This window comes from Thermoflexus sp. (genome assembly GCF_042408815.1).
Taxonomy (GTDB): domain Bacteria; phylum Chloroflexota; class Anaerolineae; order Thermoflexales; family Thermoflexaceae; genus Thermoflexus.
The window spans coordinates 1-21267 of sequence record NZ_JBHOQR010000006.1 but is presented as its reverse complement, the minus strand read 5'-3'; the positions used below and the strand labels follow the sequence as shown (position 1 = coordinate 21267).

At 63.8% G+C, this 21267-nt stretch carries 16 protein-coding genes and 1 pseudogene; 9 read left to right on the top strand and 8 right to left on the bottom strand.

The window, feature by feature from the left end; genetic code table 11:
• A partial coding sequence (locus ACFMO3_RS03370) for an HAD-IA family hydrolase (RefSeq protein WP_376789025.1) occupies positions 1-714 on the top strand: 714 nt, incomplete at its 5' end.
• Positions 715-748: 34 nt separating this feature from the next.
• On the top strand, positions 749-1543 hold the full coding sequence (locus tag ACFMO3_RS03365) for an ABC transporter permease subunit (protein ID WP_376789024.1): 795 nt from the start codon (positions 749-751) through the stop codon (positions 1541-1543).
• Between the two features lie 60 nt (positions 1544-1603).
• Here ACFMO3_RS03365 and aroC read toward each other — a convergent pair whose 3' ends face one another.
• The 6 genes from aroC to ACFMO3_RS03335 form a co-directional block, all read right to left on the bottom strand.
• Positions 1604-2776, bottom strand: a complete 1173-nt coding sequence (gene aroC, locus ACFMO3_RS03360; RefSeq protein WP_376789023.1) for a chorismate synthase — start codon at positions 2774-2776, stop codon at positions 1604-1606.
• Positions 2777-2789: 13 nt separating this feature from the next.
• Positions 2790-5969 carry an isoleucine--tRNA ligase gene (gene ileS / locus ACFMO3_RS03355; RefSeq protein WP_376789022.1) on the bottom strand — a complete coding sequence of 1060 codons (3180 nt, stop codon included), beginning with the start codon at positions 5967-5969 and terminating at the stop codon, positions 2790-2792.
• Positions 5970-6023: 54 nt separating this feature from the next.
• Positions 6024-6740 carry an alanyl-tRNA editing protein gene (locus tag ACFMO3_RS03350; protein WP_376789021.1) on the bottom strand — a complete coding sequence of 239 codons (717 nt, stop codon included), beginning with the start codon at positions 6738-6740 and terminating at the stop codon, positions 6024-6026.
• 730 nt (positions 6741-7470) lie between these two features.
• The gene (locus tag ACFMO3_RS03345) at positions 7471-8253 is read right to left on the bottom strand and encodes an ABC transporter permease (RefSeq protein ID WP_376789020.1); all 783 of its coding nucleotides are present in this window, start codon (positions 8251-8253) and stop codon (positions 7471-7473) included.
• A gap of 5 nt (positions 8254-8258) precedes the next feature.
• Positions 8259-9251 (bottom strand): ATP-binding cassette domain-containing protein, encoded by a 993-nt coding sequence (locus ACFMO3_RS03340; RefSeq protein WP_376789019.1) that lies wholly within the window; start codon positions 9249-9251, stop codon positions 8259-8261.
• Positions 9252-9384: 133 nt separating this feature from the next.
• A complete protein-coding gene (locus ACFMO3_RS03335) occupies positions 9385-9837 on the bottom strand; it encodes a MarR family transcriptional regulator (RefSeq protein ID WP_376789018.1) in 453 nt (150 codons plus the stop codon).
• A 653-nt stretch (positions 9838-10490) separates the two neighbouring features.
• On the opposite strand from ACFMO3_RS03335, the gene coxB reads away from it, so the two are divergent.
• The 4 genes from coxB (at position 10491) to ACFMO3_RS03315 (ending at position 14390) form a co-directional block, all read left to right on the top strand.
• Positions 10491-11510: a cytochrome c oxidase subunit II gene (gene coxB, locus ACFMO3_RS03330; RefSeq protein ID WP_376789017.1), complete on the top strand. Its 1020-nt coding sequence runs from the start codon at positions 10491-10493 to the stop codon at positions 11508-11510.
• 14 nt (positions 11511-11524) lie between these two features.
• Entirely contained in the window at positions 11525-13396 is a 1872-nt protein-coding gene (gene ctaD, locus ACFMO3_RS03325; protein ID WP_376789016.1) for a cytochrome c oxidase subunit I, read from the top strand.
• A 63-nt stretch (positions 13397-13459) separates the two neighbouring features.
• The gene (locus ACFMO3_RS03320) at positions 13460-14059 is read left to right on the top strand and encodes a heme-copper oxidase subunit III (protein ID WP_376789015.1); all 600 of its coding nucleotides are present in this window, start codon (positions 13460-13462) and stop codon (positions 14057-14059) included.
• A gap of 28 nt (positions 14060-14087) precedes the next feature.
• On the top strand, positions 14088-14390 hold the full coding sequence (locus ACFMO3_RS03315; protein ID WP_376789014.1) for a cytochrome C oxidase subunit IV family protein: 303 nt from the start codon (positions 14088-14090) through the stop codon (positions 14388-14390).
• Between the two features lie 67 nt (positions 14391-14457).
• Here ACFMO3_RS03315 and ACFMO3_RS03310 read toward each other — a convergent pair whose 3' ends face one another.
• Both ACFMO3_RS03310 and ACFMO3_RS03305 read right to left on the bottom strand, forming a co-directional pair.
• Complete coding sequence (locus tag ACFMO3_RS03310; RefSeq protein WP_376789013.1) at positions 14458-16317, bottom strand: carbon starvation protein A; 1860 nt, start codon at positions 16315-16317, stop codon at positions 14458-14460.
• Positions 16318-16574: 257 nt separating this feature from the next.
• Positions 16575-16961 (bottom strand): hypothetical protein, encoded by a 387-nt coding sequence (locus ACFMO3_RS03305; protein WP_376789012.1) that lies wholly within the window; start codon positions 16959-16961, stop codon positions 16575-16577.
• A 533-nt stretch (positions 16962-17494) separates the two neighbouring features.
• Between ACFMO3_RS03305 and glyA the strand changes: the two are divergent.
• The 3 genes and pseudogenes from glyA to ACFMO3_RS03290 form a co-directional block, all read left to right on the top strand.
• Positions 17495-18895, top strand: a pseudogene (glyA, locus tag ACFMO3_RS03300) (serine hydroxymethyltransferase); the annotation flags it as partial.
• Positions 18875-20668 carry a glycine cleavage system aminomethyltransferase GcvT gene (gcvT, locus tag ACFMO3_RS03295; RefSeq protein ID WP_376789026.1) on the top strand — a complete coding sequence of 598 codons (1794 nt, stop codon included), beginning with the start codon at positions 18875-18877 and terminating at the stop codon, positions 20666-20668. The pseudogene glyA and the gene gcvT, both read left to right, overlap by 21 nt.
• Before the next feature lie 11 nt (positions 20669-20679).
• Positions 20680-21267, top strand: a 588-nt coding sequence (locus ACFMO3_RS03290) for a DUF4058 family protein (RefSeq protein WP_376789011.1), incomplete at its 3' end; no start/stop codon positions are given.

Here is a 21267-nt window from a genome sequence, read left to right as displayed (position 1 = left end):
GGAGAGGGATTCATTCCGGATCATCGGATGGGCTACGCGATGAGCCGCTATCGCTTTCTCACGTTGGATTGTTATGGCACACTGATCGACTGGCGGGCGGGGATCGCCGAACATCTGGGGAGCATCCTGCGCCGGCATGGGGTGGATCCCGCGCCCGAGGCGCTCCTTCGGATCTATGTGGAGGAAGAACATCGCCTGGAGTCCGGCCCCTACCGGCGGTATCGGGAGATCCTGGCCGAGAGCGCTCGAGCGGTGGCTTCCCGTTTCGCTGTTCGGATCTCCGATGAAGAGGCCTGGGCGTTTGCGGATTCCCTGCCGGGTTGGCCTCCCTTCCCGGATACGGTGGATGGCCTCAAAGCCTTGGGTGGGATGGGCTTCCGGCGGGTGATTCTCTCCAATGTGGATCGTGACCTGCTGGCGGAAACCATCCGGCGCCATGGTCTGGAGGTCGATGGAGCGGTCACGGCGGAGGACACCCGTACTTATAAGCCGAATCCCCGCCACTGGCTGGCGTTCTGTTCCCGCTATACCGTCCGGCGGGAGGAGGTGTTGCACATCGCCCAGAGCCTCCTGCACGATATCCGCCCGGCCATCCGCCTCCAGCTGGATTGCGTCTGGCTGAACCGGTATCGGGAGCCCATCCCGGAGGATGTGCGACCCACTCCGATGTTTTACGATCTGGATGCGCTGGCGGGGTGGTTGCTGACCTCTTAAAGGGCGTCCGACAGTTCGACAGGGAGGGATCGGGATGAATCTGCACCGAATCGCTGCAGTGATCGATAAGGAGATTCACGACGCCTTACGGAATCGTTACATCGTGATGTTGATGATCCTGCTTCCCATCCTCTTCGCGGCTATTCCTATCCTCAGCCTGATCGGCATCCGTCAGATCCCGCCCTCCCGGGCCTCTTCGGGGGGGCTGCCCCCTGCGCTGGCCCGCCGGCTGGCGGGGCTGCCGCCTCAGGCTCAGCTGGAAGTCTTCCTGGCCTCCCAGTTCATGCTGCTCTTCTGGGTCGCCCCGCTGGCGATCCCGATGACCATCGCGGCCTACAGCGTGGTGGGGGAGAAGCGGGAGAAGGCCCTGGAGCCGTTGCTGGCTACACCGGTGACCACCGGGGAGCTGCTCGTCGGGAAGGCCCTCGCCGCCGCATGCCCTGGGATCGCCTTAAGCTGGGCGGCCTATCTGCTCACTGTGGCAGCCGCCCATGGGATCCGCCTCTCCCCGCCTGCCCGGGAAACCTTCTGGGGCCCTGTGGCCTGGGCCCAGATCTTCGGGCTGGGCCCCCTGATCACCCTGCTGGCTACCCTCACTGGCCTGATGGTCTCCTCCCGGGTGAACGATCCCCGCCTGGCGGAGCAGATCGGCATGGTGGTGATCCTCCCCCTGATGGGGCTCATCCTGGCCCAGAGCTTCGGGTTCCTCTGGCTGAGCGGCTCTCTCCTCGGCCTCATCGCCCTCTTCCTACTGGGGGTGGATGCCCTTCTCATCGCCCTGGCGGTCACGGTGTTCGAGCGGGAGACGATTTTGACCCGGTGGCGATAGCGGCGATCGGAGGCGCGTACCGTTGGATCCCCCAGGGATGTTTCACGTGAAACATCCCCATCAGGGCCAGAAACCGTGGGGCTCGCCGTCCAGGGGGAGATCCTCCAGCCGGGCCTTCCGGAGGGTTTCGAAGCGGCGCCGGCATTCTTCCATCGTATCGCCTCCCAGCTTCTCCAGTAGGGCATCGGCCAGGACGAAGGCCATCATGGCCTCGACGATGGGGCAGGCTCGGGGGACAGGGCAGAAGTCCGAGCGCTCGTAGCGGGTCTCTGTCGGCTCGCCGGTTCGGAGATCGACCGAAGGCTGGGGGGTGAGGGTGGTCGCAATGGGTTTCAAGGCCACCCGGACCACAATGGGAGCTCCGTTCGAGATCCCGCCCTCGATCCCGCCCGCCCGATTGGTGCGCCGGACCAAGGCCTCGCCTTCCCGAAAGATCCCATCCTGCGCCTCGGTGCCCCGGCGGCTGGCGAGGGTGAAGCCTTCCCCGATCTCCACGCCTTTGACGGCTGGGATGCTCCCCAGGGCCATCATCAGCCGGGCATTCAGCCGCCGATCCCAGTGCACATGAGAGCCCAGGCCAGGGGGCACCCCTAGGGCCACCCCTTCGATCACCCCACCCAGGGTGTCCTTTTCCCGAATCACCTGCTCGATGGCGGCCTGCATGCGGGCCGAGGCTTCCGGATCCGGGCACCGGACCGGATCCGCTTCGGCCCGCTCCAGACGAAGGGGATACGGGAGATCCTCAGGAAGCATGGCGCGGACCGGCCCGATCTGCACGACGTAGCTTCCGACGGTAATGCCGAAGGCCCGCAGGAACTGCTTGCATAGCGCCCCGACCGCCACTCGGGCGGCAGTTTCCCGCGCGGAGGCCCGCTCCAGGCCGGGCCGGAGATCCCGGTAGCCGTATTTCAACGCCGCGGCTAGGTCCACATGGCCGGGCCGGGGCACCGTCATGGGCTCGACCGCCCGCCCTCGCCATTTGACGTGATCCCGGTTTTCGATCAGAAAGGCCACCGGGGCTCCTGTTGTGATGCCTTCCAGGACCCCGCTCAGGATCACCGCCTGATCCGCTTCAATCTTCATCCGGGGACCTGACCCCAGGCCCTGCTGGCGCCGAGCCAGCTCCCGGTTCACGGCCTCCAGGTCCACGGGAAGCCCTGCCGGAAGGCCCTCCAGGATGGCCACGAGCGCCGGGCCGTGGGATTCCCCTGCGGTTAGGAATCGCAACGGCATCGCCGATTGTCCTTTATCCCTTTGCGACGCGGAGCACTCCCAGAAGCAGCGTCATGCCATCGATGGTCGCCCGTTCGATCGCCTCTACGGAGGGGGGCGGGGTCATAGCCAGGAGCTGCTCGGAGAGGGTCTCCGCCTGAATATAAGCAGCGTGCGCCGCGATGGCCTCCGCCAGCCCGGGATCCGCCTGATAGTAGGTCACGATGCGGTCCGCCACATCGAAATCCGCCCGCTTGCGCAGCTCCTGGATCCGCCGCACCACCTCCCGGGCCAGACCCTCCTTGCGCAGCTCATCGGTGAGCTCCGTCCACACCGCCGCGATATAGTCGTTTTCCTCCACGAAGACCCATCCGGGTTTCGGCCGGTAGCGGATCTCCACATCCTCCAGGCCGACCTCCACGATCTCCCCATCCACCTGCACGGCGACCGTCTCCCCCCGGCGCAGCGCCCGGATGATCGCCGAGGCGGGAAGCCCGTGGAGGGCCTCCCGGACCAGAGGGAGCCGAGCCCCCAGGCGTGGCCCCAGCCGGTCCGGCCGGAGATGGAGCTCCGGATCCGCGACCTCGGTGAGCTCTCGGAGGAACGTCAGACGCTTGATGTTCAGCTCATCCAGGAGGATATCCGCGAGGCGTCGGACGGCTTCTTCCTCCTCCGGGCTGCGCACCCGGAAGGCGATCTGAGCCAGAGGCTGGCGGACACGAATCCGGGCGGCGTTCCGGGCAGCCAGGCCCAGGCTGGCCAACCGCATGACGAGGCGCATCTCCTCCCGCAGCCGCTCATCGATCCGCGCGGGATCGGGCTCCGGCCAGCGGGAGAGATGGACGCTCTCGGGAGCCTCTGGGTCGACCCGGGCCACGAGATTGCGGTAGAGGGCTTCGGCCGTGAAGGGGATGAAGGGGGCCAACAGGTGGCTCAGGGTCACCAAGCACTCATACAACGTATGATACACGGCCGCCTTGTCCGCGTCGTTCTCGTTCTTCCAGAACCGGCGCCGGCTGCGGCGCACATACCAGTTCGACAGATCGTCCACAAAGGCCGCGATCCGCCGCCCTGCGGTTGCCGGGTCGTAATCCTCCAGCGCCTCCGTGACCTCATGGATCAGCGCGTGAAGCTCCGCCAGGACCCAGCGGTCCAGCGGTGGGCGCTCCGCCACCGGAGGGGCCGGGACCGTCCGGGGATCGAAGCCGTCCAGCCGGGCGTAGGTGACGAAAAACCGATGGGTGTTCCAGAGGGTCAGGAGGAAGGTGCGCACCACATCTCCGACCAGGCTCACCGAGATGCGCCGCTCCTGGCCGGGGGGAGAGATGGTATAGAAATACCAGCGAAGGGCATCGGCCCCATGGACGTTGATGACTTCCCAAGGATCTACCACGTTGCCCCGGGATTTGGACATCTTCTGGCCCTTCTCATCCAGGACCAGCCCCAGGGAGATCACGTTCCTGAAAGCCACCGAATCGAACAGCAGCGTGGCGATGGCGTGCAGGGAATAGAACCAGCCCCGCGTCTGGTCCACCCCTTCGCAGATGAAGTCGGCCGGGAACTGCTCTCGGAAGATCTCCTGGTTCTCGAAGGGATAATGCCACTGGGCCACCGGCATCGCCCCAGAGTCGAACCAGACGTCGATGACCTCCGGCACCCGCTGCATCCAGTCCCCGCATCGCTCACAGCGATAGCGAACCTCATCCACATATGGCTTGTGGGGATCCCAAGGGTCTGGCCATCGGCGGCCTGCGGCTTCCACTTTCTGACGCAGCTCGGCGTAAGATCCGATGCACTCCCGGTGGCCACAGCGCCCGCACTCCCAGATGGGCAGCGGGATCCCCCAGTAACGCTCCCGGCTGAGGGCCCAGTCCACGTTGTTCTCCAGCCAGTTGCCAAAGCGCCCTTCACCGATCTGTGGGGGATACCAGTGGATGGTTCGATTGAGCGCCACCAGCCGGTCCTTGAAGCGAGTGGTTTCAATAAACCAGGAGGCACGGGCGTAATAAAGGAGCGGGGTTCCGCAACGCCAGCAGAACGGATAGGTATGCAAATACGTGCCGGCGAAATACAACAGCCCGCGCCGCCGCAGATCCTCGATGATCAGGGGATCTGCGTCCTTGACGAACATCCCCCGCCATGGCGTCACCTCGTCCACAAAGCGCCCCCGCGGATCCACCGTCACCAGGATGGGGAGGTCATGTTCCCGGCCGAGCTGCATATCTTCCGCGCCGAAGGCGGGGGCGATGTGTACGATGCCGGTCCCCTCGTCCAGGCTGACAAAGGGCGCGGGGATCACATAGTGCGCTTCCTTCTCCAGAGGTAGGAACGAGTAGAGGGGGCGATATCGCAGCCCAGCCAGCTCCCGCCCGGGCATCCGGGCCACCACCCGGTATTCCCCTTTCAGCGCCTTCGCCAAAAGGGCCTCCGCCAGGATCAGCCGCTCCCTCGTTTCATCAAGTTCCTGTTCCACCATTACATAGGTGGCTTCGGGATGGACTGCCAGGGCAACGTTCCCGGGCAATGTCCAGGGCGTGGTGGTCCAGACCAGAAAGTAGGTTCCTTCCTCATCCCGGAGAGGGAACTTCACATATACAGAGGGATCCTCGGTGTCCTCTCGGTAGCCTAGGGCCACCTCGTGATCGGAGAGGGGCGTGCCACAGCGAGGGCAATAAGGAACCACCTTATAGCTCTGATAGAGCAAGCCCCGATCCCAGAACTGGCGCAGGATCCACCAGACGGACTCGATGTATTCGTTGCTCAGGGTGATGTAAGCGTTCTGCAGGTCGATCCAGAACGCGATGCGCTCGGTGAGGGTTTCCCACTCCTTGACATAACGGAACACGCTCTCTCGGCAGCGGCGGTTGAACTCCGCGACCCCGTAGCGCTCGATATCCGCTTTCGAGGTGAAGCCCAGCTCCTTCTCCACCTCCAGCTCCACCGGGAGCCCGTGGGTGTCCCATCCGCCCCGCCGGAGGCAGTAATATCCCCGCATGGTCTTATAGCGGGGGAACAGATCCTTGAACGCGCGGGCCAGGACGTGATGGATGCCGGGCAGGCCATTGGCCGTCGGCGGCCCCTCGTAGAATACGTAGCGGGGCCCTCCTTTCGTCTGCTCCATGGAGCGCTCAAAGATCCGGCGCTCTTTCCAGAACCTCAGGATCTCTTCTTCCAGTTGTGGGAAATGGACCCGTGCCGGAACCGGTTCGAACATGATCACCTCCGCTTACGGATGGGGTTTCCCTGGAAGAAGCCAGGGGCGGAACCTCTATCCCTCTGAGAGTTCGATCTCAATCCGTTTATTGATCCGGCCCTTGCTCTTGTAATCTACTACGCGGATCCGGCCGACTTCCCGCGTGTTCGCCACATGCGTGCCGCCGTCAGCCTGAAGATCTAGCCCCTCGATCTCCACCACCCGGACCACCCGGATATCCGACGGGAGGAGGTTGACTTTGGTGCGGATCAAATCGGGGTGGCGATCGGCCTCCTCGCGGGGGAGGAAGTGGACCCGCACCGGGCGGGCGGCTGCGACCTCCGCGTTGATTTTCTCCTCGATCTCCCGCACCAGCTCTCCCCGCAAGGTCTCGAACTCGAAATCCATGCGCCCCCGCAGGGGCTCCATGTTCCCTCCGGTCACCTTGGCCCCATAGTCCCGCCAGACCACCCCGCACAGGATATGAAGGGCGGTGTGGGTGCGCATCAGGGCGTAACGGCGCCCCCAGTCGATCTCCCCCTGCACCCGCTGTCCCGGCGCGGGAGGCTCTCCTTCCACCTCATGCCAGACCAGCGGCCCCTGACGGCGAACGGCGATCACCTGCCACACGCGAGCGCCATCGGTGAGCCAGCCCCGATCGTAGGGCTGTCCCCCGCCGCCGGGATAGAAAGCCGTCCTGTCCAGGGCCACGGCTCGCCCCTCCACCGCCACCACCGTCGCCTCAAAACTCCGCCGGTAGGCATCGGTCTGATACAGCAGTTCGGTCTCCATGATCGACTTCCTCCATAGGGGCGCTATGACCGCATTTGCAGGCGTCCGGCTAAAAAAATCGGCTCTCGCCCCATAGGGACGAGAGCCGATCGCTCCCGCGGTACCACCCTGCTTCCCGGTTCCACCGGGCCACTCCTTACGGGGACAGGAACCGTTCCATGGCTCATCGTCATTTATTTCCCCCAACGGGGTGAACCGAATGACCGGTCCCTTCCGGCTTCCTCGACCCGTGGTAAACTGGCTCTCCGCCGTTCCGCCGCCGGAGGGATCTCCACAGGCGTCCCTTCCCGGGGAACTCCCGGTAGGGCCCGTCAGGTGGGCCCGCCCGTGCTGTCACCCCTACAGCGGCTCTGAACCCAGGGTGAGCGTTCGAACCGCCTCTTCCGATTCCGATCCCCGCGCCCTGGATAACGGGAGGGCGAGCCCCGGGTGAGCCTACTGACCCGTTCAGAAGGGGCGTTCGGTCACCGGCTCGGGAGGGATCTTCAGCCCGACGTCGGCATCCGGCTTCCACCAGGCCCGGACTCGCTGGGCGCGACGGCTCGGGCCTACTCGTCTCCGTCATCGCCGTTTCCGGTGATTCGGTTTGGAGCTCCCTTCTGCTCTGCTATTCTCTAAAAACTATAGCGGAACCTCTTTTAGGTGTCAATGAGCGAATTGGAAACCCGGTGCCGTTGAAGGTGAAACCGTGAAACCTCTCACTCCGACTTGTTTTGATGCATCCCCCAGGTTACTCCGTCCTGCTGAACAGCCACACCGCCGGGATCAGGAACAGCATCCAGAAGGCGACCAGGACGATCAGGTTGACTTCCAGCGGATGAAGGATCAACGCCTTGAGAATCGGTTCCGGAAGCATCCCGCGTAACACGGTCTGACGCATGGCGTCTACCCCATAGGTCACTGGATCGACCCGGGCCAGCCATTCCATCCAGAGGGGAACATCTCGGAGCGGGAAGAAAGCGCCGCTCACGAAGAACATGGGCATCAGCAGGAAGTTCATCATCATGTGAAAGCCTTCCATCGACCGCATGCGGACGGCGATGAGGATCCCGAAGGAGGTCATGGTCGCCGCCGTCATCATCATCATCACGATCAGTGTGAGGATCTGGGGAACCGTGAATCGCACGCCCACCATAGGGGCCAGGATCATGATCAGAAGCCCCTGGATCAGCGCGGTGGTGCTGCCTCCGGCCACCTTCCCGAGGGCGACCGCTGCGCGCGAGACCGGGGCCACCAGCACCTCCTTCAGAAAGCCGAACTCCCGGTCCCACACGATGGAAACGGCGGAGAAGACCGCCGTGAAGAGCACTGCCATGCTCAGGATCCCCGGGAACAGGAAGGTGCGGAAATCCACCCCGCCCATCCCGGCCGCTACCGCCGGAGCCAGCCCGTTCCCGAACACCACCAGGAAAAGCAGGGGCTGGCCCAGGGAGCTGAAGATCCGGGCGCGATCCCGCAGGAAACGCAGCAGATCTCGATACCAGATCGTGTAAACCGCTTTCAGAAAGGCCATATCGCTTACCTCCGCCTCCAGAGTCGCTGGCGCAGACGCATCATCTCCAGGGGTGAGGCCTCTTCATCCCGGATGGCGCGGCCGGTCAGTTTGATGAACACATCCTCCAGGCTAGGCCGCCGCAGGCTGATGCTGTGAACGATCAGTGGAGGCTCCCGACCGTTCTGCAGGACTCCCAACAGCCGGGGGATGAGCTGATCGCCCCGTGCAGCTTCGATGAGCAACCCTTCTTCGGTCAGGCGGGGCTCCAGCGCCAGCGCCTCCCGCAACCGCTCGGCCGCGTGGGCATCGTTGCTGGTTCGCATCAGGATCACATCTCCGCCGATCATGGCTTTCAGGTTATCAGGGGTGTCCAGGGCGATGATGCGCCCGTGGTCGATGATGGCGATGCGATCCGCCCGCTCCGCTTCGTCCATATAATGCGTGGTGAAGAAGACGGTAGTCCCCTCGGTATCGCGCAAGCGGATAATGTAATCCCAGATGTGACGCCGCGTCTGAGGATCCAGCCCCAGCGTGGGTTCGTCCAGGAAAAGGACCTTGGGTTGATGAAGCAGGCCGCGGGCGAGCTCCAGCCGACGTTTCATCCCTCCGGAGAAGGTGCGCACTTCCTGGTGGGCATGATCCAGGAGATCCACCAGCTCCAGCAGGCGCCTCGCCCGTTCCTCGAAGGCCCAACGGGGGACATCATACAGCCTGGCGTGAAACTGGAGGTTCTGCCACGCCGTCAGCCGATCGTCCAGACTGGGATCCTGGAACACTAACCCGATGCGTCGGCGCACTTCATGGGGCTCCTTCACGATGTCATGGCCCCCCACCCGGGCTGTGCCGGATGTCGGCCGCAGCAGCGTGCAGAGCATATTCATGGTGGTGGTCTTGCCGGCCCCGTTGGGGCCCAGGAACGCGAATAGCTCTCCCTCCTGTACGGTGAAAGAAACCTCTCGAACGGCCACGAAGTCGCCGAACCGCCGGGTCAGGCGCTCCGCCTCAATGGCGTTCATGCTTTCCTCCTCCTGATCTATAGTCCCTCTGAGAAGCAAGAGGGATCATCGGGAATTGATGCGCGTTGGCTGCCTCCAGCGGCTCGCGCCCCCTGAAAGCTCCGCCGGAGACGGAGAAATGCCCGGGCATCGATCACCCGGCCGAAGGAGGCCCCGGGCCGCTCCCCAGGGTTCGCTGCAAGAGATCCATCGCCTGGGCCAGGATCGCGCGTTCCTCCGGACGGAGGGCGGCCAGCCGTCGCCCCAGACGGACGGCCGCTCGCAGCTGAAGCCGACGCAGCGCCTTTCGCCCCTTTGGCGTGAGCCGGATCCACACCCGCCGCCGGTCGGTGGGATCCCGCTCCACATCCACCCAGCCCTGAGCGGCGAGGGAACGAACCGCCCGCGAGACCGTGGAGGGACGAACAGCCTGCGCACGGGCCAGCTCCGTCAGGGTATACGAACGCTGAGCCAGCATCCCCAGCAGCCGATAGGATTGCGCCGGGAAACTTTCCGGACGATCCCCTTTCACCTCTGCCCAGATCTTTCGCATCACCAGGTGAAGGGTCTCTAGGATCCGACGGGCCAGGACACGTTCAGGGATCAAGCTCCGGCCCCCCAAGATTTTTGCGTGTGCTAAAATTTAGCATTGCTCATTATATTCGCCTTCCCCCGTCGTGTCAAGAACGAGCCAACGGCTGGCTCGCCATGGTTTCCATAGCGCCTCAGCGGCGGGTTGGGGATCTGCCCCTCCTTTTTTATCTGCCCCAACGAATGGGTTATAAAACGGATAAATTAGTCCAAAAAAATTGGGGTGGGTGTTCCATTTTGACAATTTGGGTTAATTGGATCATCATTAATAAAAGGGAGATGGGAGCTGGGAATGCCGGGGAAGGGGGTTGTCCAGCCATAATCCTGGCTGCCGTCTCTCCGAGGCGCGCCGATGATCCCAGATCCGGATGGAGGGATCTCTTGTGGGGGGAAGGTCCGCTCCATAGAGAAAGTCCTATTGTGCCCCTGTTTCCCGATCCCTCCGATCCACGTCGGGAGTTGGCCTTGACAGTTTGAGTAAAACTCTTCATCATTTCATGCGATTTCATGCAAACAGGGGTCCATAGTGGGCGTTGTGTCCCTTGGCGTGGGAGCTATGCGGGAAGAGGCAAAAGCGTGGGGCAGGCTGCTGCGTCGCCTGCCCTATATCTCCCTTCGATCGATGAGCGAGGAGCGCGCAAAGCCAACGTTAACAAGGGAGGCGTATGGATGGCGCGAACCGGCGATGGGATCCGCGGATGGACCTGGGGGGGCGCAGCTGGGCTGGTGATCCTGGGCGCTGGGCTTGCCGGGTGTTCTGCTCAGAGCCCGGCGATCCTGGCTCCTGTATCCCCGAAGGGCCGGGCGGAGGCGGAGCTGTTCTGGTTCATCCTGGCGATCACAGCTTTTGTCTTTGTGGTGGTGGAAGCGTTGTTGCTCTACGCGGTCATTCGTTTCCGGGCCCGGGATCCGCGGGCCATTCCCCCCCAGATCCACGGGAACCGGGCCCTTGAGGTCTCATGGACCACGGTGACTGCCCTGGGCCTGGCGGTGATTTTCGCCATGACCTGGCGGACGATGGCCGCGACCTCCACGCCGCCGGCGGGGGCTATTCCGGTGAAGGTCATTGGCCATCAATGGTGGTGGGAGTTTCAATATCCGACGCTGGGGATCACCACGGCCAACGAGCTGGTGATCCCCGTGGGCCGACCGATCCGGCTCACTGTTACCGCAGCGGACGTCATTCATAGCTTCTGGGTTCCTCAGCTGGGTGGCAAGATGGATGCCATCCCCGGGCGGGAAAATCTCCTGTGGTTGCAGGCGGATGTGGAGGGGATATATTACGGGCAGTGCGCAGAGTTATGCGGCGTTTCCCATGCGAACATGCGCCTGCGGGTCCGGGTGGTCTCGGACTCCGAGTTCCAGCGATGGGTGGAAGCTCAGCGGGCGCCCGCCGTGCAGCCCGGGACGCCCCTCGCGCAGCAGGGATATCAGGTGTTCATGAGCAAGGCCTGCGTGGGCTGTCATACGATCGACGGAACGCCTGCTCAAGGGAAGGTAGGTCCGAACCTCACTCATGTGGGTAGTCGGACGACGATTGCGGCGGGCCTGCTGGAGAACACCCCGGAGAACCTGGCCCGCTGGCTGGATAACCCTCCGGCCATCAAGCCGGGCTCCCTGATGCCCCGCCTGGGCCTGACGCCGGAGGAGATCCAGGCCCTGGTGGCCTATCTCTCGTCCTTGAAGTGAAAAGGAGGCGGCGGATGGCTAGCTCGACGGTCACGCTCCCCCGCGTGTATGCGGAACGCGGGTTGCTCTCGTGGCTGACCACGGTCGACCACAAGCGCATCGGTATCCTCTACATCTTGGGTGCCGGGTTCTTCGCCCTGATCGGCGGCTTGGAGGCTCTGCTCATCCGAACCCAGCTGGCGGTCCCCAACAACCGGGTGCTGGTGGGCGAGGCCTACAACCAGGTTCTGACCATGCACGGCACCACCATGATCTTCTTGGTGGTGATGCCGGTGCTGACGGGGCTGGGGAACTATATCGTCCCTCTGATGATCGGGGCCCGGGACATGGCCTATCCTCGCCTGAATGCCTTCGGGGTTTGGATGTTCCTGCTGGGTGGGCTCTTCCTGAACCTGAGCTTCCTACTGGGTGGGGCGCCTGACGCGGGATGGTTCGGCTATGCGCCGTTGACGGCGAAAACCTTCTCCAAAGGCACCGGCATCGACTTCTGGATCCTGGGCCTGCAGCTGCTGGGGATCTCCTCGATTACTTCCTCTATCAACTTTGTCTCCACCATCCTGCTGTTGCGGGCGCCCGGTCTCACCCTGAACCGGCTGCCGCTTTTCGCCTGGACCACGCTGGTGACCGCCTTCCTTATTCTCTTTGCGATGCCCAGCATCTCGGCGGCCCTGTTCCTCCTGTTCTTGGATCGCCATCTGGGAACGCATTTCTTCAACCCGGCGGCGGGCGGGGATCCGCTGCTCTGGCAGCATCTCTTCTGGTTCTTCGGCCACCCGGAGGTCTACATCATGATCCTGCCCGCTATGGGGATCGTCTCAGAGGTGCTGCCGGTCTTCTCTCGCAAGCCTATCTTCGGCTACACGGCGGTGGCCTACTCCAGCGTGGCCATCGGCTTCATCGGGTTCACGGTTTGGGCACATCATATGTTCGCGGTGGGGCTGCCTCCGGTGGTGAATGCCTTTTTCTCGGCTGCCAGCATGTTGGTGGCGGTGCCCACGGCCATCAAGGTCTTCAACTGGATTGCCACCATCTGGGGTGGAGCCGTGCGGTATCGCACGCCATTCCTTTTCGCTGTCGCCTTTGTTGCCCTCTTCGTCATCGGCGGACTCAGCGGTCTGTTCCTGGCTGCTGTCCCGGTGGACTGGCAGGTGACGGACACCTACTTCGTGGTCGCCCATTTCCATTACACGCTCTTCGGCGGCTCGATGTTCGCCATCGTGGCCGGTATCTATTATTGGTTTCCTAAGATCACCGGGCGCTTCCTGGATGAGCGGCTGGGCCGCCTGCATTTCGCCCTGCAGTTCATCGGATTCAACCTCACGTTTTTCCCGATGCATTTCCTGGGGCTGTCCGGGATGCCCCGACGGGTTTACACTTATGCCCCCGGCCTGGGCTGGGAAGGCCTGAACCTTCTGGCCACGGTCGGTGCCTTTATCCTGGCTTTGGGCTTCGTGGTCTTCTTCGTGAACGTCGCCCGCAGTCTGGTCGCCGGGGAGCGTGCTTCGGATGACCCGTGGGATGGGCACACCCTGGAGTGGCTGACCTCCTCGCCGCCGCCGCCGTATAATTTCGCGCGTATCCCAGTGGTCCACAGCCGCCGGCCGGCATGGGATCGCAAATATACCGGCAACCCGCATTCGCATCCTATCGTCGAGATGGTAGGGGGAAACGATCGGACCGAGGAGGCGGAGACGCCGGAGGAGCCCAATCATCTGCCCTCCCCCAGCCTGTGGCCGCTGATCCTGGCAGCCGGGTTGACGGTCTTCGCCTTGGGGTTGGTGACCCACTGGATCTTTATCCCCATGGGCCTTCTTCTCTTCGCGCTGGGGCTCGTGCGCTGGGTCCAGCAGCCTCTGTTCCCGGGAGCCCACGGGCCGTCATCGTAAGGGCCCAGGGGCTTCCCGGATCCAGCCCCAGGAGGGGAGGGAATCTGGAGCGTTCCACCCGGAGTGGCGGAGGAGCAGACGATGGCCAGCCATCATCCAACGGTCGAATCCGAGATCGCGGTGGATAGCCGCAAGCTGGGGGTCTGGGTCTTCCTGGCCTCGGAGGTGATTTTCTTCGCCTCTCTGATCGTCTCTTATCTGGTGTTGCATAACCGGGTGACCAGCGGCCCCACCGCCCATGAGGCCCTCACCCTGACCATCCCCACCCTCAACACGATGATCCTGCTTACCAGCAGCGTGGCGATGGTGCTGGCCCTGTCCCACCTGCGGGATGGAAACCGGCGGGCCTCCATCGCCTGGTTGCTCACCACGGCCTGGCTGGGCATTTGTTTTCTGGTTCTGAAGGGGGTGGAGTACAGCCAGCATCTCCACGAGGGCCTCACCCCCAGCGTCAACGTCTTCGGCTCCGCTTACTATACGGTCACCGGCTTCCATGCCGCGCACGTAGCCGTGGGGGTGATCTGGATCCTCAGCGTGGCCCTGGGGCTCCGCCGCCGCCTCTCGCCTCAGAACGATGTCCTGGTGGAGACGGTAGGGCTTTACTGGCACTTCGTGGATCTGGTGTGGGTGGCGATCTTCATGGTGGTGTATCTCCTGCGCTAAGGGAGGATCGGCCGTGAGGGGGACTTCCATGAGCACCGATCGACCGGAAGGGACCATGGGGGCCAAGGCCCATCGGCATCCGAACTATGTCCTGGTGGGGATCGTCTTAATTCTCCTCACTATTCTAGAGGTGAGCGTCATCAGCTTGCCGGTGCCCCAGCTGCCCTTCCTGTTGGGGTTCGCCATTGCCAAGGCCCTTTTGATCCTAATGTATTTCATGCATCTGAAATTCGACTCCCGACTCTACGCGGTGCTCTTCGCCTACCCCTGGCCGCTGGCGCTTCTGTTGGTGGGGATGCTGATCTGGGTGTATTTCGGGTTCCGGGCCTAATGATCATTAAAACATCGGGGGGCGCCCTACGAGCGCCCCCCGATGTTTTTGTGGACACGCTGGGGCCTTATTCCCCACCCCCGCCGGCCGGGGCCGGGCGCGCCGGCGCCATCCGCCAGCGGTTGAAGGCCACCCATCCCTCGTAGGCGATGAAGGCGGCCGCGATGAAGAGCAGAGCGGCCAAGACCAGCATGGTGATGGCCCCGATGATGGCCACAACGTTCCCCTTGGCCATGGCTGCGTTCAGCGCTGGGAGCTGGTTGTAGAAGGTGACCAGGATAGCGGCCATCGTCGTGACATACATGAAGACCCCGGGCACCCCGGCATACCATGCCGGCCGTCGCTCCGAGACCAGCCAGACGGTGACGATGAGCAGGGCCAGACCGGCCATCAGCTGGTTGGCCGCGCCGAACAGCTGCCAGAGGTAGATCCAGGTCCCGGTGAGCACCAGGAAGGCCGCCAGGGCCATGGAGATCAGGCTGGCCACGTGCATGTTCTTGAAGATCGGCTGGGTCTCCCCCACCCACTCCCCCAGGGTAACCCGCATCAGGCGGAAGACCAGCTGGACCACGGTGATGACGATGACCACGAAGGCCGCAAAGCCCAGGGCCGTCCCGTAGGGTCGAAAGCCCGGCCCGAAGACCTGGGAGAGCAACGTCCCCACACCGCTGGCGAAGGCCGCTGCCCCGGTGCCCTGCCCGGCGATGGAGATGGCGATCAGAGAAAGCAACCCCAGGGTGTTCTCGCCGAAGAGCATCGCCCCGCCGCCCACGGGGAGGGCGTCCGTCTCATACTCCAGCTGCCGGGCCGTGCCCACCGATCCGAAGAGGGCGTGCCAACCGGAGATCGCACCGCAGGCGATGGTCACAAAGAGCATCGGCCATAGGGGCTGGATGCCGATGGCCGCGGGCTGGAAGCCGCGGAACGCCGGCAGCTTGAAGGAGACTGCCTCCGGGTTGGTGAAGAAGCCCACAATGCCGCCGACGTAGCTCAGGAGGATGACCAGGGCGGTCACCCAGAACCCCAAATAGTTGACCGGCTGGGCGAAACGCCAGATGGGGAGGTTCGCACCCAGATAACAGAAGACCAGGGTGAAGAGCATCCAGAAGATATAGGAGAGGTGGACCGGACGGTCGGCCCCTAGCAGGCGGCCGGTCTTGGGATCCGGATTGGCGGTGGGATCAAAGTAGGTATACAGCGGCTTGCCCCCAGCCAGGCCGTCGATGGCCGCGTTGAAGCGGGCGAAGACCTGCCCCACCGGCCCCTGGATGGTCTTGACCTGATCCCCCTCTTTCACCTGCTGCAGCCCCAGCGGCCCGATCCCCATGGCGATCAGGGTGACGATCAGGGTGAGGGCGGTGACAGCCACCAGGTCCATCTTCCAGCGATAGAGCATCTGGCCCATCAGCAGCCCCATCAGGGCCAGGGCGATGATGCCCAAGGGCACCGTCGGATCCAACAAGACGCCGGCGATCAGGTTCACAAAAGCCCCGGCGATGAGCAGCAGATAGAAGAAGATGAACACGAAGAGGAGGGTGCGGGTGCGGGGGCTGATCAGGCGGTAGGCCACAGCGCTCAGGGAGTTGCCGTCGTTGCGCACAGAGAGCATGATGGCGCTGTAGTCGCTGGCCCATCCGATGAAGGAGACCCCCAGGATCAGCCAGAGGAGGGCGGGCAGCCAGCCCCACAACCCCGCCGCCGTGATGGGCCCCACGATGGGCCCCGCAGCGGCGATCGACTTGAAGTGATAGCCGATCAGAATGTTGCGGCTGGTGGGGACGAAGTCCACGCCGTCCATATACATCCGGGCCGGGGTCGCTCGCTTCGGGTCCGACTGGATGATCTCCCGGTCGACCCGCTTGGCGTAGAGGTTCCAGATCAGCAATTGGACGAGGATACCGATGATAATAACCCAGAAGGCGCTCATGGCTTTCCCTCCAGGATGAGATCAGAAGGTGGTGAAGCCTCGCCCGGGAGCACGCGCTGGAAAGCGCGGCAGCCTGATGACCGAAAGTCCTACACTTCCTCGCGTTCCACCTGCCTCCTTTCTAGGGGTGGAGGATCTGTACCATCGGACTTCAATACCGGGAGGCCAGATGACCTCAAGGACCGGAAAAGGCCTTCCGGGATCGATTTGCCCCCCAGGTCTCCGTCTCATGAAACGAACAGGCGACAGCCGGCATCTCAGGCTGTCGCCTGGGGGACTCCCAATCGCTGGGCGATGGCCGCCTCAGCGGCCGCGAAATCACCGCCGGTGAACACCTGACCATCCACGATCACAGCCGGGTAGCGACGGGCACCGTAACGAAGGGATTTCCACCAGCCTTCGAGGGAGACGGCATCGATCACCTTGATCGCGATCCGGTCACAGTAAGTCGCCAGCAGGCGGGCGATCCAGGCCGCAAGATCCTGATAGGCCTTCTGGAGGTCCTCCGGTAGGCCCGAGGCGAGCTGTTCCGCGTGCAGGGCCTGACCGACGCCGGCCTGTTGCCAGACCAGCTCACAATGGAGGCAATGATAAAAGGCGGTGGGCGCGTACGCGATCACCTCAATCTGCAAGGGCCGTCCCATCCCAGGCCCCTCCGTGCTTCCGGAGGAATCCGAAACATCCTTATTTACAATACTACAATCATCCGCTTCTGTCAAGCTTTCCCCCCCAATATCGTTACTGAAAGCACTATATTGTTGTTTTTATCACAATATGCCGATAGGATTTCGGAGAAGAGGCACGCGTTTCTCTCCGGCGTGCCATTCCGGGAACGGTGTTCTGGTTCTGGGGGATCGCTCGAGGCTCAGCGGTCCATCCGGCTATCGGATGAGACGGTTTGGGATGCTCATTGGAGTTTGGAGGGCTTGGGGGCTGGGCGGGAGGAAGGGTGAGGCCCTCCGCCTGGAGAAGTGGTGACCTTGACGTTCTCCTTTCTCCTCACGTAAGATAGAGGCGAAAGCGGCTCCCTATCCCGGCGGGGATGAGGAAGCCGGGTAAGTCGTCGAAAGCCGCCGCGGGCCTCCCAGCCCGGCTTCCCCAAGGGGGGGAGCGCTCTTTTATCCTCTGTTCGAACCCAATGGCGTGGGTCCCGGAGATTCAGCATAAGGAGAAGCCCATGCGGGATTTCCTGTTTCGGGGTTCGCTAGCGGAAGTGGATCCGGATGTGGCTGCCCTGATCCGCTATGAGCACGAACGTCAGATCCGCAAGCTGATCCTCATCCCCTCGGAATCCTACGCCCCGGCGGCCGTCCGCGAAGCCCTAGGCTCGGTGTTCCAGAACATCTATGCGGAGGGCTATCCCCATGAGCGCACTCGAACCCAGACGGAAGCCGAGCTGCTGGATTATGAGGACCAACTAGGGTTCTACCGGCGATACAGCGATCAGCGGTATTACAAGGGTGTGGAATACGCGGACATTGTAGAGGCTCTGGCCCGGCGCCGCTGCGCCGAAGCCTTTGCCACCCCGGAGATCCCCCCCGAGCGGATCTTCGTTAACGTCCAGCCTCTCTCGGGCGCCCCGGCCAACAATGCGGTCTATGAGGCGCTGCTTCAGCCTGGCGATACGGTGATGGGCATGTCCCTGATCCACGGTGGCCATCTGACCCACGGCTCGCCGGTCAACCGCTCGGGCAAGCATTACCGGATCGTTTGGTATACCGTGGATCCGCAGACGGAGCGACTGGACTACGATCAGATCCGCGATCTGGCCCGGCAGCACCGGCCGAAGCTGATCATCGCAGGTTACACGTCGTATCCGTGGGCGCCGGATTGGAAGCGCTTCCGGGAGATCGCCGACGAGGTAGGGGCTTATCTCTTGGCGGATATCGCCCACACGGCCGGGATGGTGATCGCGGGCGCTTACCCCAACCCCCTGGGCTATGCCCACGTCGTCACCTTTACCACGCATAAGACGATCATGGGCCCGCGCGGGGCCTGTATCCTCACCACGGACCCCGGCTTGGCGAAGCGAATCGATCGCGCGGTGTTCCCCGGCGAACAGGGCGGGCCGCACGTGAACGTTTTCGCTGCCCTGGCGGTGGCCTTCAAGCTGGCCCGCACGGAGGCCTTCCGCGAGTTGCAACATCAGATCGTGCGGAACGCCCAGGCCATGGCCCGGCGCCTGGCTGAACGTGGCCTGCGGATCCCTTATGGAGGCACCAATACCCATCTGCTCCTGGTGGATTGCAAGTCGGTGCGAGGCCCGGATGGAACGCCGCTCATGGGCGATCCAGCCGCTCGGGTGCTGGACTTGGCCGGGATCGTGGTGAACCGCAACACGATCCCGGGGGACACCGGCGCGGGGGCCGCCAGCGGGATCCGTCTCGGGACCCCATGGATCACGCAGCGGGGGTTTCGGGAGGCAGAGGTGGAGGCCCTGGCGGACATCATCGCCGATGTGCTGTGGGCCTGCCGGCCGCACCGTTACTATGTGGGCCGCGACCTGGTTTACCGAACTAAGGTGGAATTCGATGTCCTGGAGGAGGCGAAACTCCGGGTGGCGGAGCTGGCCGCCCGGGCGGGCGCCGATGTGGAGCTGCCGAGGAGTGGCTATCCCCATTACTGGTTTCTCACCGATCGCCTCCCCGCGGCGGAAGGGAAGGTCGTGCTGGAGATCCAAGGGGATCGGGCCGCAGAGTTCCTGGACGCCGCCCTGACGCAGCAAGTGGTGGGTCTGAAGGCCCATGAGGGGGCTCCGACTTTCGTGCTGGAAGGGGACGGCCGGATTATGAGCTCCGCTTATGTGATCCGGGATGGCCCGCAGGCCTTCCGGCTGGTGATCCCCGAGGAAAGGGCGGGGCGGGTCGCGGCGTGGCTGCGGGATCTCTCGGATGGTTACGTGCGTTTCGATGAAGATATCTGGGCAAAGCTTCCCGGCCCGCTGCGGGTGCGGGAGATCCCGGCGGAGGATCCGCGGGCGGCCTCGGCACGCGCCCAGGCGCGCTTCCCGCAGGATCTGGCCGAGGCCGCCGCGGTAGCGCCGCACAAGCCCTTCTTTATCGGCTATCGGACGGTGGATTCGGTGCATCGCGACCGCCTGGGATCGTTGCCGGCCTTCTCCTACGCGGAGCCCGAAGGCGCGCCCCTCAAGCGGACGCCCCTCTACGAGCTGCACCGGGAGCTGAGGGCGAAGATGATCCCCTTCGCCGGCTGGGAGATGCCGGTCTGGTATACCAGCGTGAGCGAGGAACACCGGGCGGTGCGCACCGCCGCCGGCCTCTTCGATGTCTCCCATATGGGCGTTCTGGAGGTCAGCGGGCCCGGCGCTCGTGCCTTCCTGGAGCGGGTGACCACCAACGACGTGATGGCCCTTCGAGTCGGGGAATCCCAATACACGTATCTCCTGGATCCCGACGGGCATGTGCTGGATGATCTGATCCTTTACGCCCTGGCGCCGGACCGGTATATGCTCGTGGTCAACGCGGCCAATAACGATCGGGACTGGGCCTGGCTGAACGCCGTGGCCCGCGGCGAGGTCCAGATCGATCGGGAGCGCCCATGGGCAATGCTTACGGATGAAGTGATCCTGCGGGATCTGCGGGACCGTCGCTGGGGGGAGGATTGCCGGGTGGATATCGCCCTTCAAGGCCCCCAGGCGCTGAAGATCCTCCAGTCCTTGGCGGATGAAGGGACGGGAGCGCGCTTGGCCGCCCTGCAGCGGGGTCAGGTCCTGCGCGCCGAGATCCAGGGATTCGATCTGATCATCTCCCGCACCGGCTATACCGGCGAGCGCATCGGCTATGAACTGTTCGTGCACCCGGATCGGGCGCCAGCCCTCTTCGAGCGCTTGCTGGATGCCGGCAAGCCCTTCGGCCTCCAGCCGTGTGGCCTGGGCGCCCGCGACAGCACCCGCACGGAAGCGGGCCTCCCGCTCTACGGCCACGAGCTGGCCGGGCCCTTCGATCTCACCCCGGGCGACGCTGGCTTCGCTTCCTTCGTCAAGCTCTACAAGCCCTTCTTCATCGGGCGGAAGGCCTACATGGCCCGCGAGGCGAAGCGAACGATGGAAGTCGTTCGCTTTCGGATCATCGAAAAGGGGGTGCGGCTGCCCAAACTGGGAGACGCCGTGGTGGATCGCCGAGGTCGGGTGATCGGCTATGTCACCAGCTGCGCGATGGATACCGAGGGGCTTCTCACCGGCATGGCCTGGATCGAGCGGAGCTATCAGGCGGAGGGGACGCCCATTGGGATCGTGGTGGGAAGTGGGAGCCTGCCGGAGCGGCCGAAGGTCGGCGACCGGCTGAACGTGCCGATCCCCGCCAAGGTGGTGAGCCGCTTCATAAGCCGCTGAAGGAGCCGGGGATGCCCTCACCGTTTCCCGGGATGGATCCGTATCTGGAACATCCGGCCCTGTGGCCTGGACTTCACAGTCGGCTGATCGTCGGGCTGGCGGATGACCTGGGGCCGCTCCTGCGCCCTCGCTACTACGTGGAGGTGGAGGAGCGGGTGTATCTCCTCACCCCCGAGGGGACCTTTCCCTTCCCGGCTCGCCCTGATGTGATGGTCGCCACTGCCCCGGGTGTCGGACCTTCCACCCCCGTGCGCTCGATCCTGGCCGGCGGCGCGCGCATCGTGGAGATCCCCGTGCCGGAGGAGGTGCGGGAACGCTATCTGGTCGTGCGGGAGGCGGGGACCCACCAGGTGGTGACCTGGCTGGAGCTCCTCTCCCCGGCGAACAAGATCCCCGGGGAGGGCCGACAAGTTTACCTTAGGAAGCGAGAGGAGGTGCTTCGAAGCCGGGTGCATCTAGTGGAGATCGATTTGCTGCGGGCGGGGGAGCCGATGCCGGTGATGGGGGACGGGCGGGATGGGCATTACCGCATCCTGATCAGCCGGTGGGAGCAACGGCCCCGGGCGCTGTTGTATGTTTTCACTGTGCGCGATCCGATT

Bases quoted from the DNA above. Each gene is read 5' to 3' on its own strand.
- ACFMO3_RS03365 (WP_376789024.1), top strand. From the start codon at position 749: ATGAATCTGCACCGAATCGCTGCAGTGATCGATAAGGAGATTCACGAC.
- aroC (WP_376789023.1), bottom strand. From the start codon at position 2,776: ATGCCGTTGCGATTCCTAACCGCAGGGGAATCCCACGGCCCGGCGCTC.
- ileS (WP_376789022.1), bottom strand. From the start codon at position 5,969: ATGTTCGAACCGGTTCCGGCACGGGTCCATTTCCCACAACTGGAAGAA.
- ACFMO3_RS03350 (WP_376789021.1), bottom strand. From the start codon at position 6,740: ATGGAGACCGAACTGCTGTATCAGACCGATGCCTACCGGCGGAGTTTT.
- ACFMO3_RS03345 (WP_376789020.1), bottom strand. From the start codon at position 8,253: ATGGCCTTTCTGAAAGCGGTTTACACGATCTGGTATCGAGATCTGCTG.
- ACFMO3_RS03340 (WP_376789019.1), bottom strand. From the start codon at position 9,251: ATGAACGCCATTGAGGCGGAGCGCCTGACCCGGCGGTTCGGCGACTTC.
- coxB (WP_376789017.1), top strand. From the start codon at position 10,491: ATGGCGCGAACCGGCGATGGGATCCGCGGATGGACCTGGGGGGGCGCA.
- ctaD (WP_376789016.1), top strand. From the start codon at position 11,525: ATGGCTAGCTCGACGGTCACGCTCCCCCGCGTGTATGCGGAACGCGGG.
- ACFMO3_RS03315 (WP_376789014.1), top strand. From the start codon at position 14,088: ATGAGCACCGATCGACCGGAAGGGACCATGGGGGCCAAGGCCCATCGG.
- ACFMO3_RS03310 (WP_376789013.1), bottom strand. From the start codon at position 16,317: ATGAGCGCCTTCTGGGTTATTATCATCGGTATCCTCGTCCAATTGCTG.
- ACFMO3_RS03305 (WP_376789012.1), bottom strand. From the start codon at position 16,961: ATGGGACGGCCCTTGCAGATTGAGGTGATCGCGTACGCGCCCACCGCC.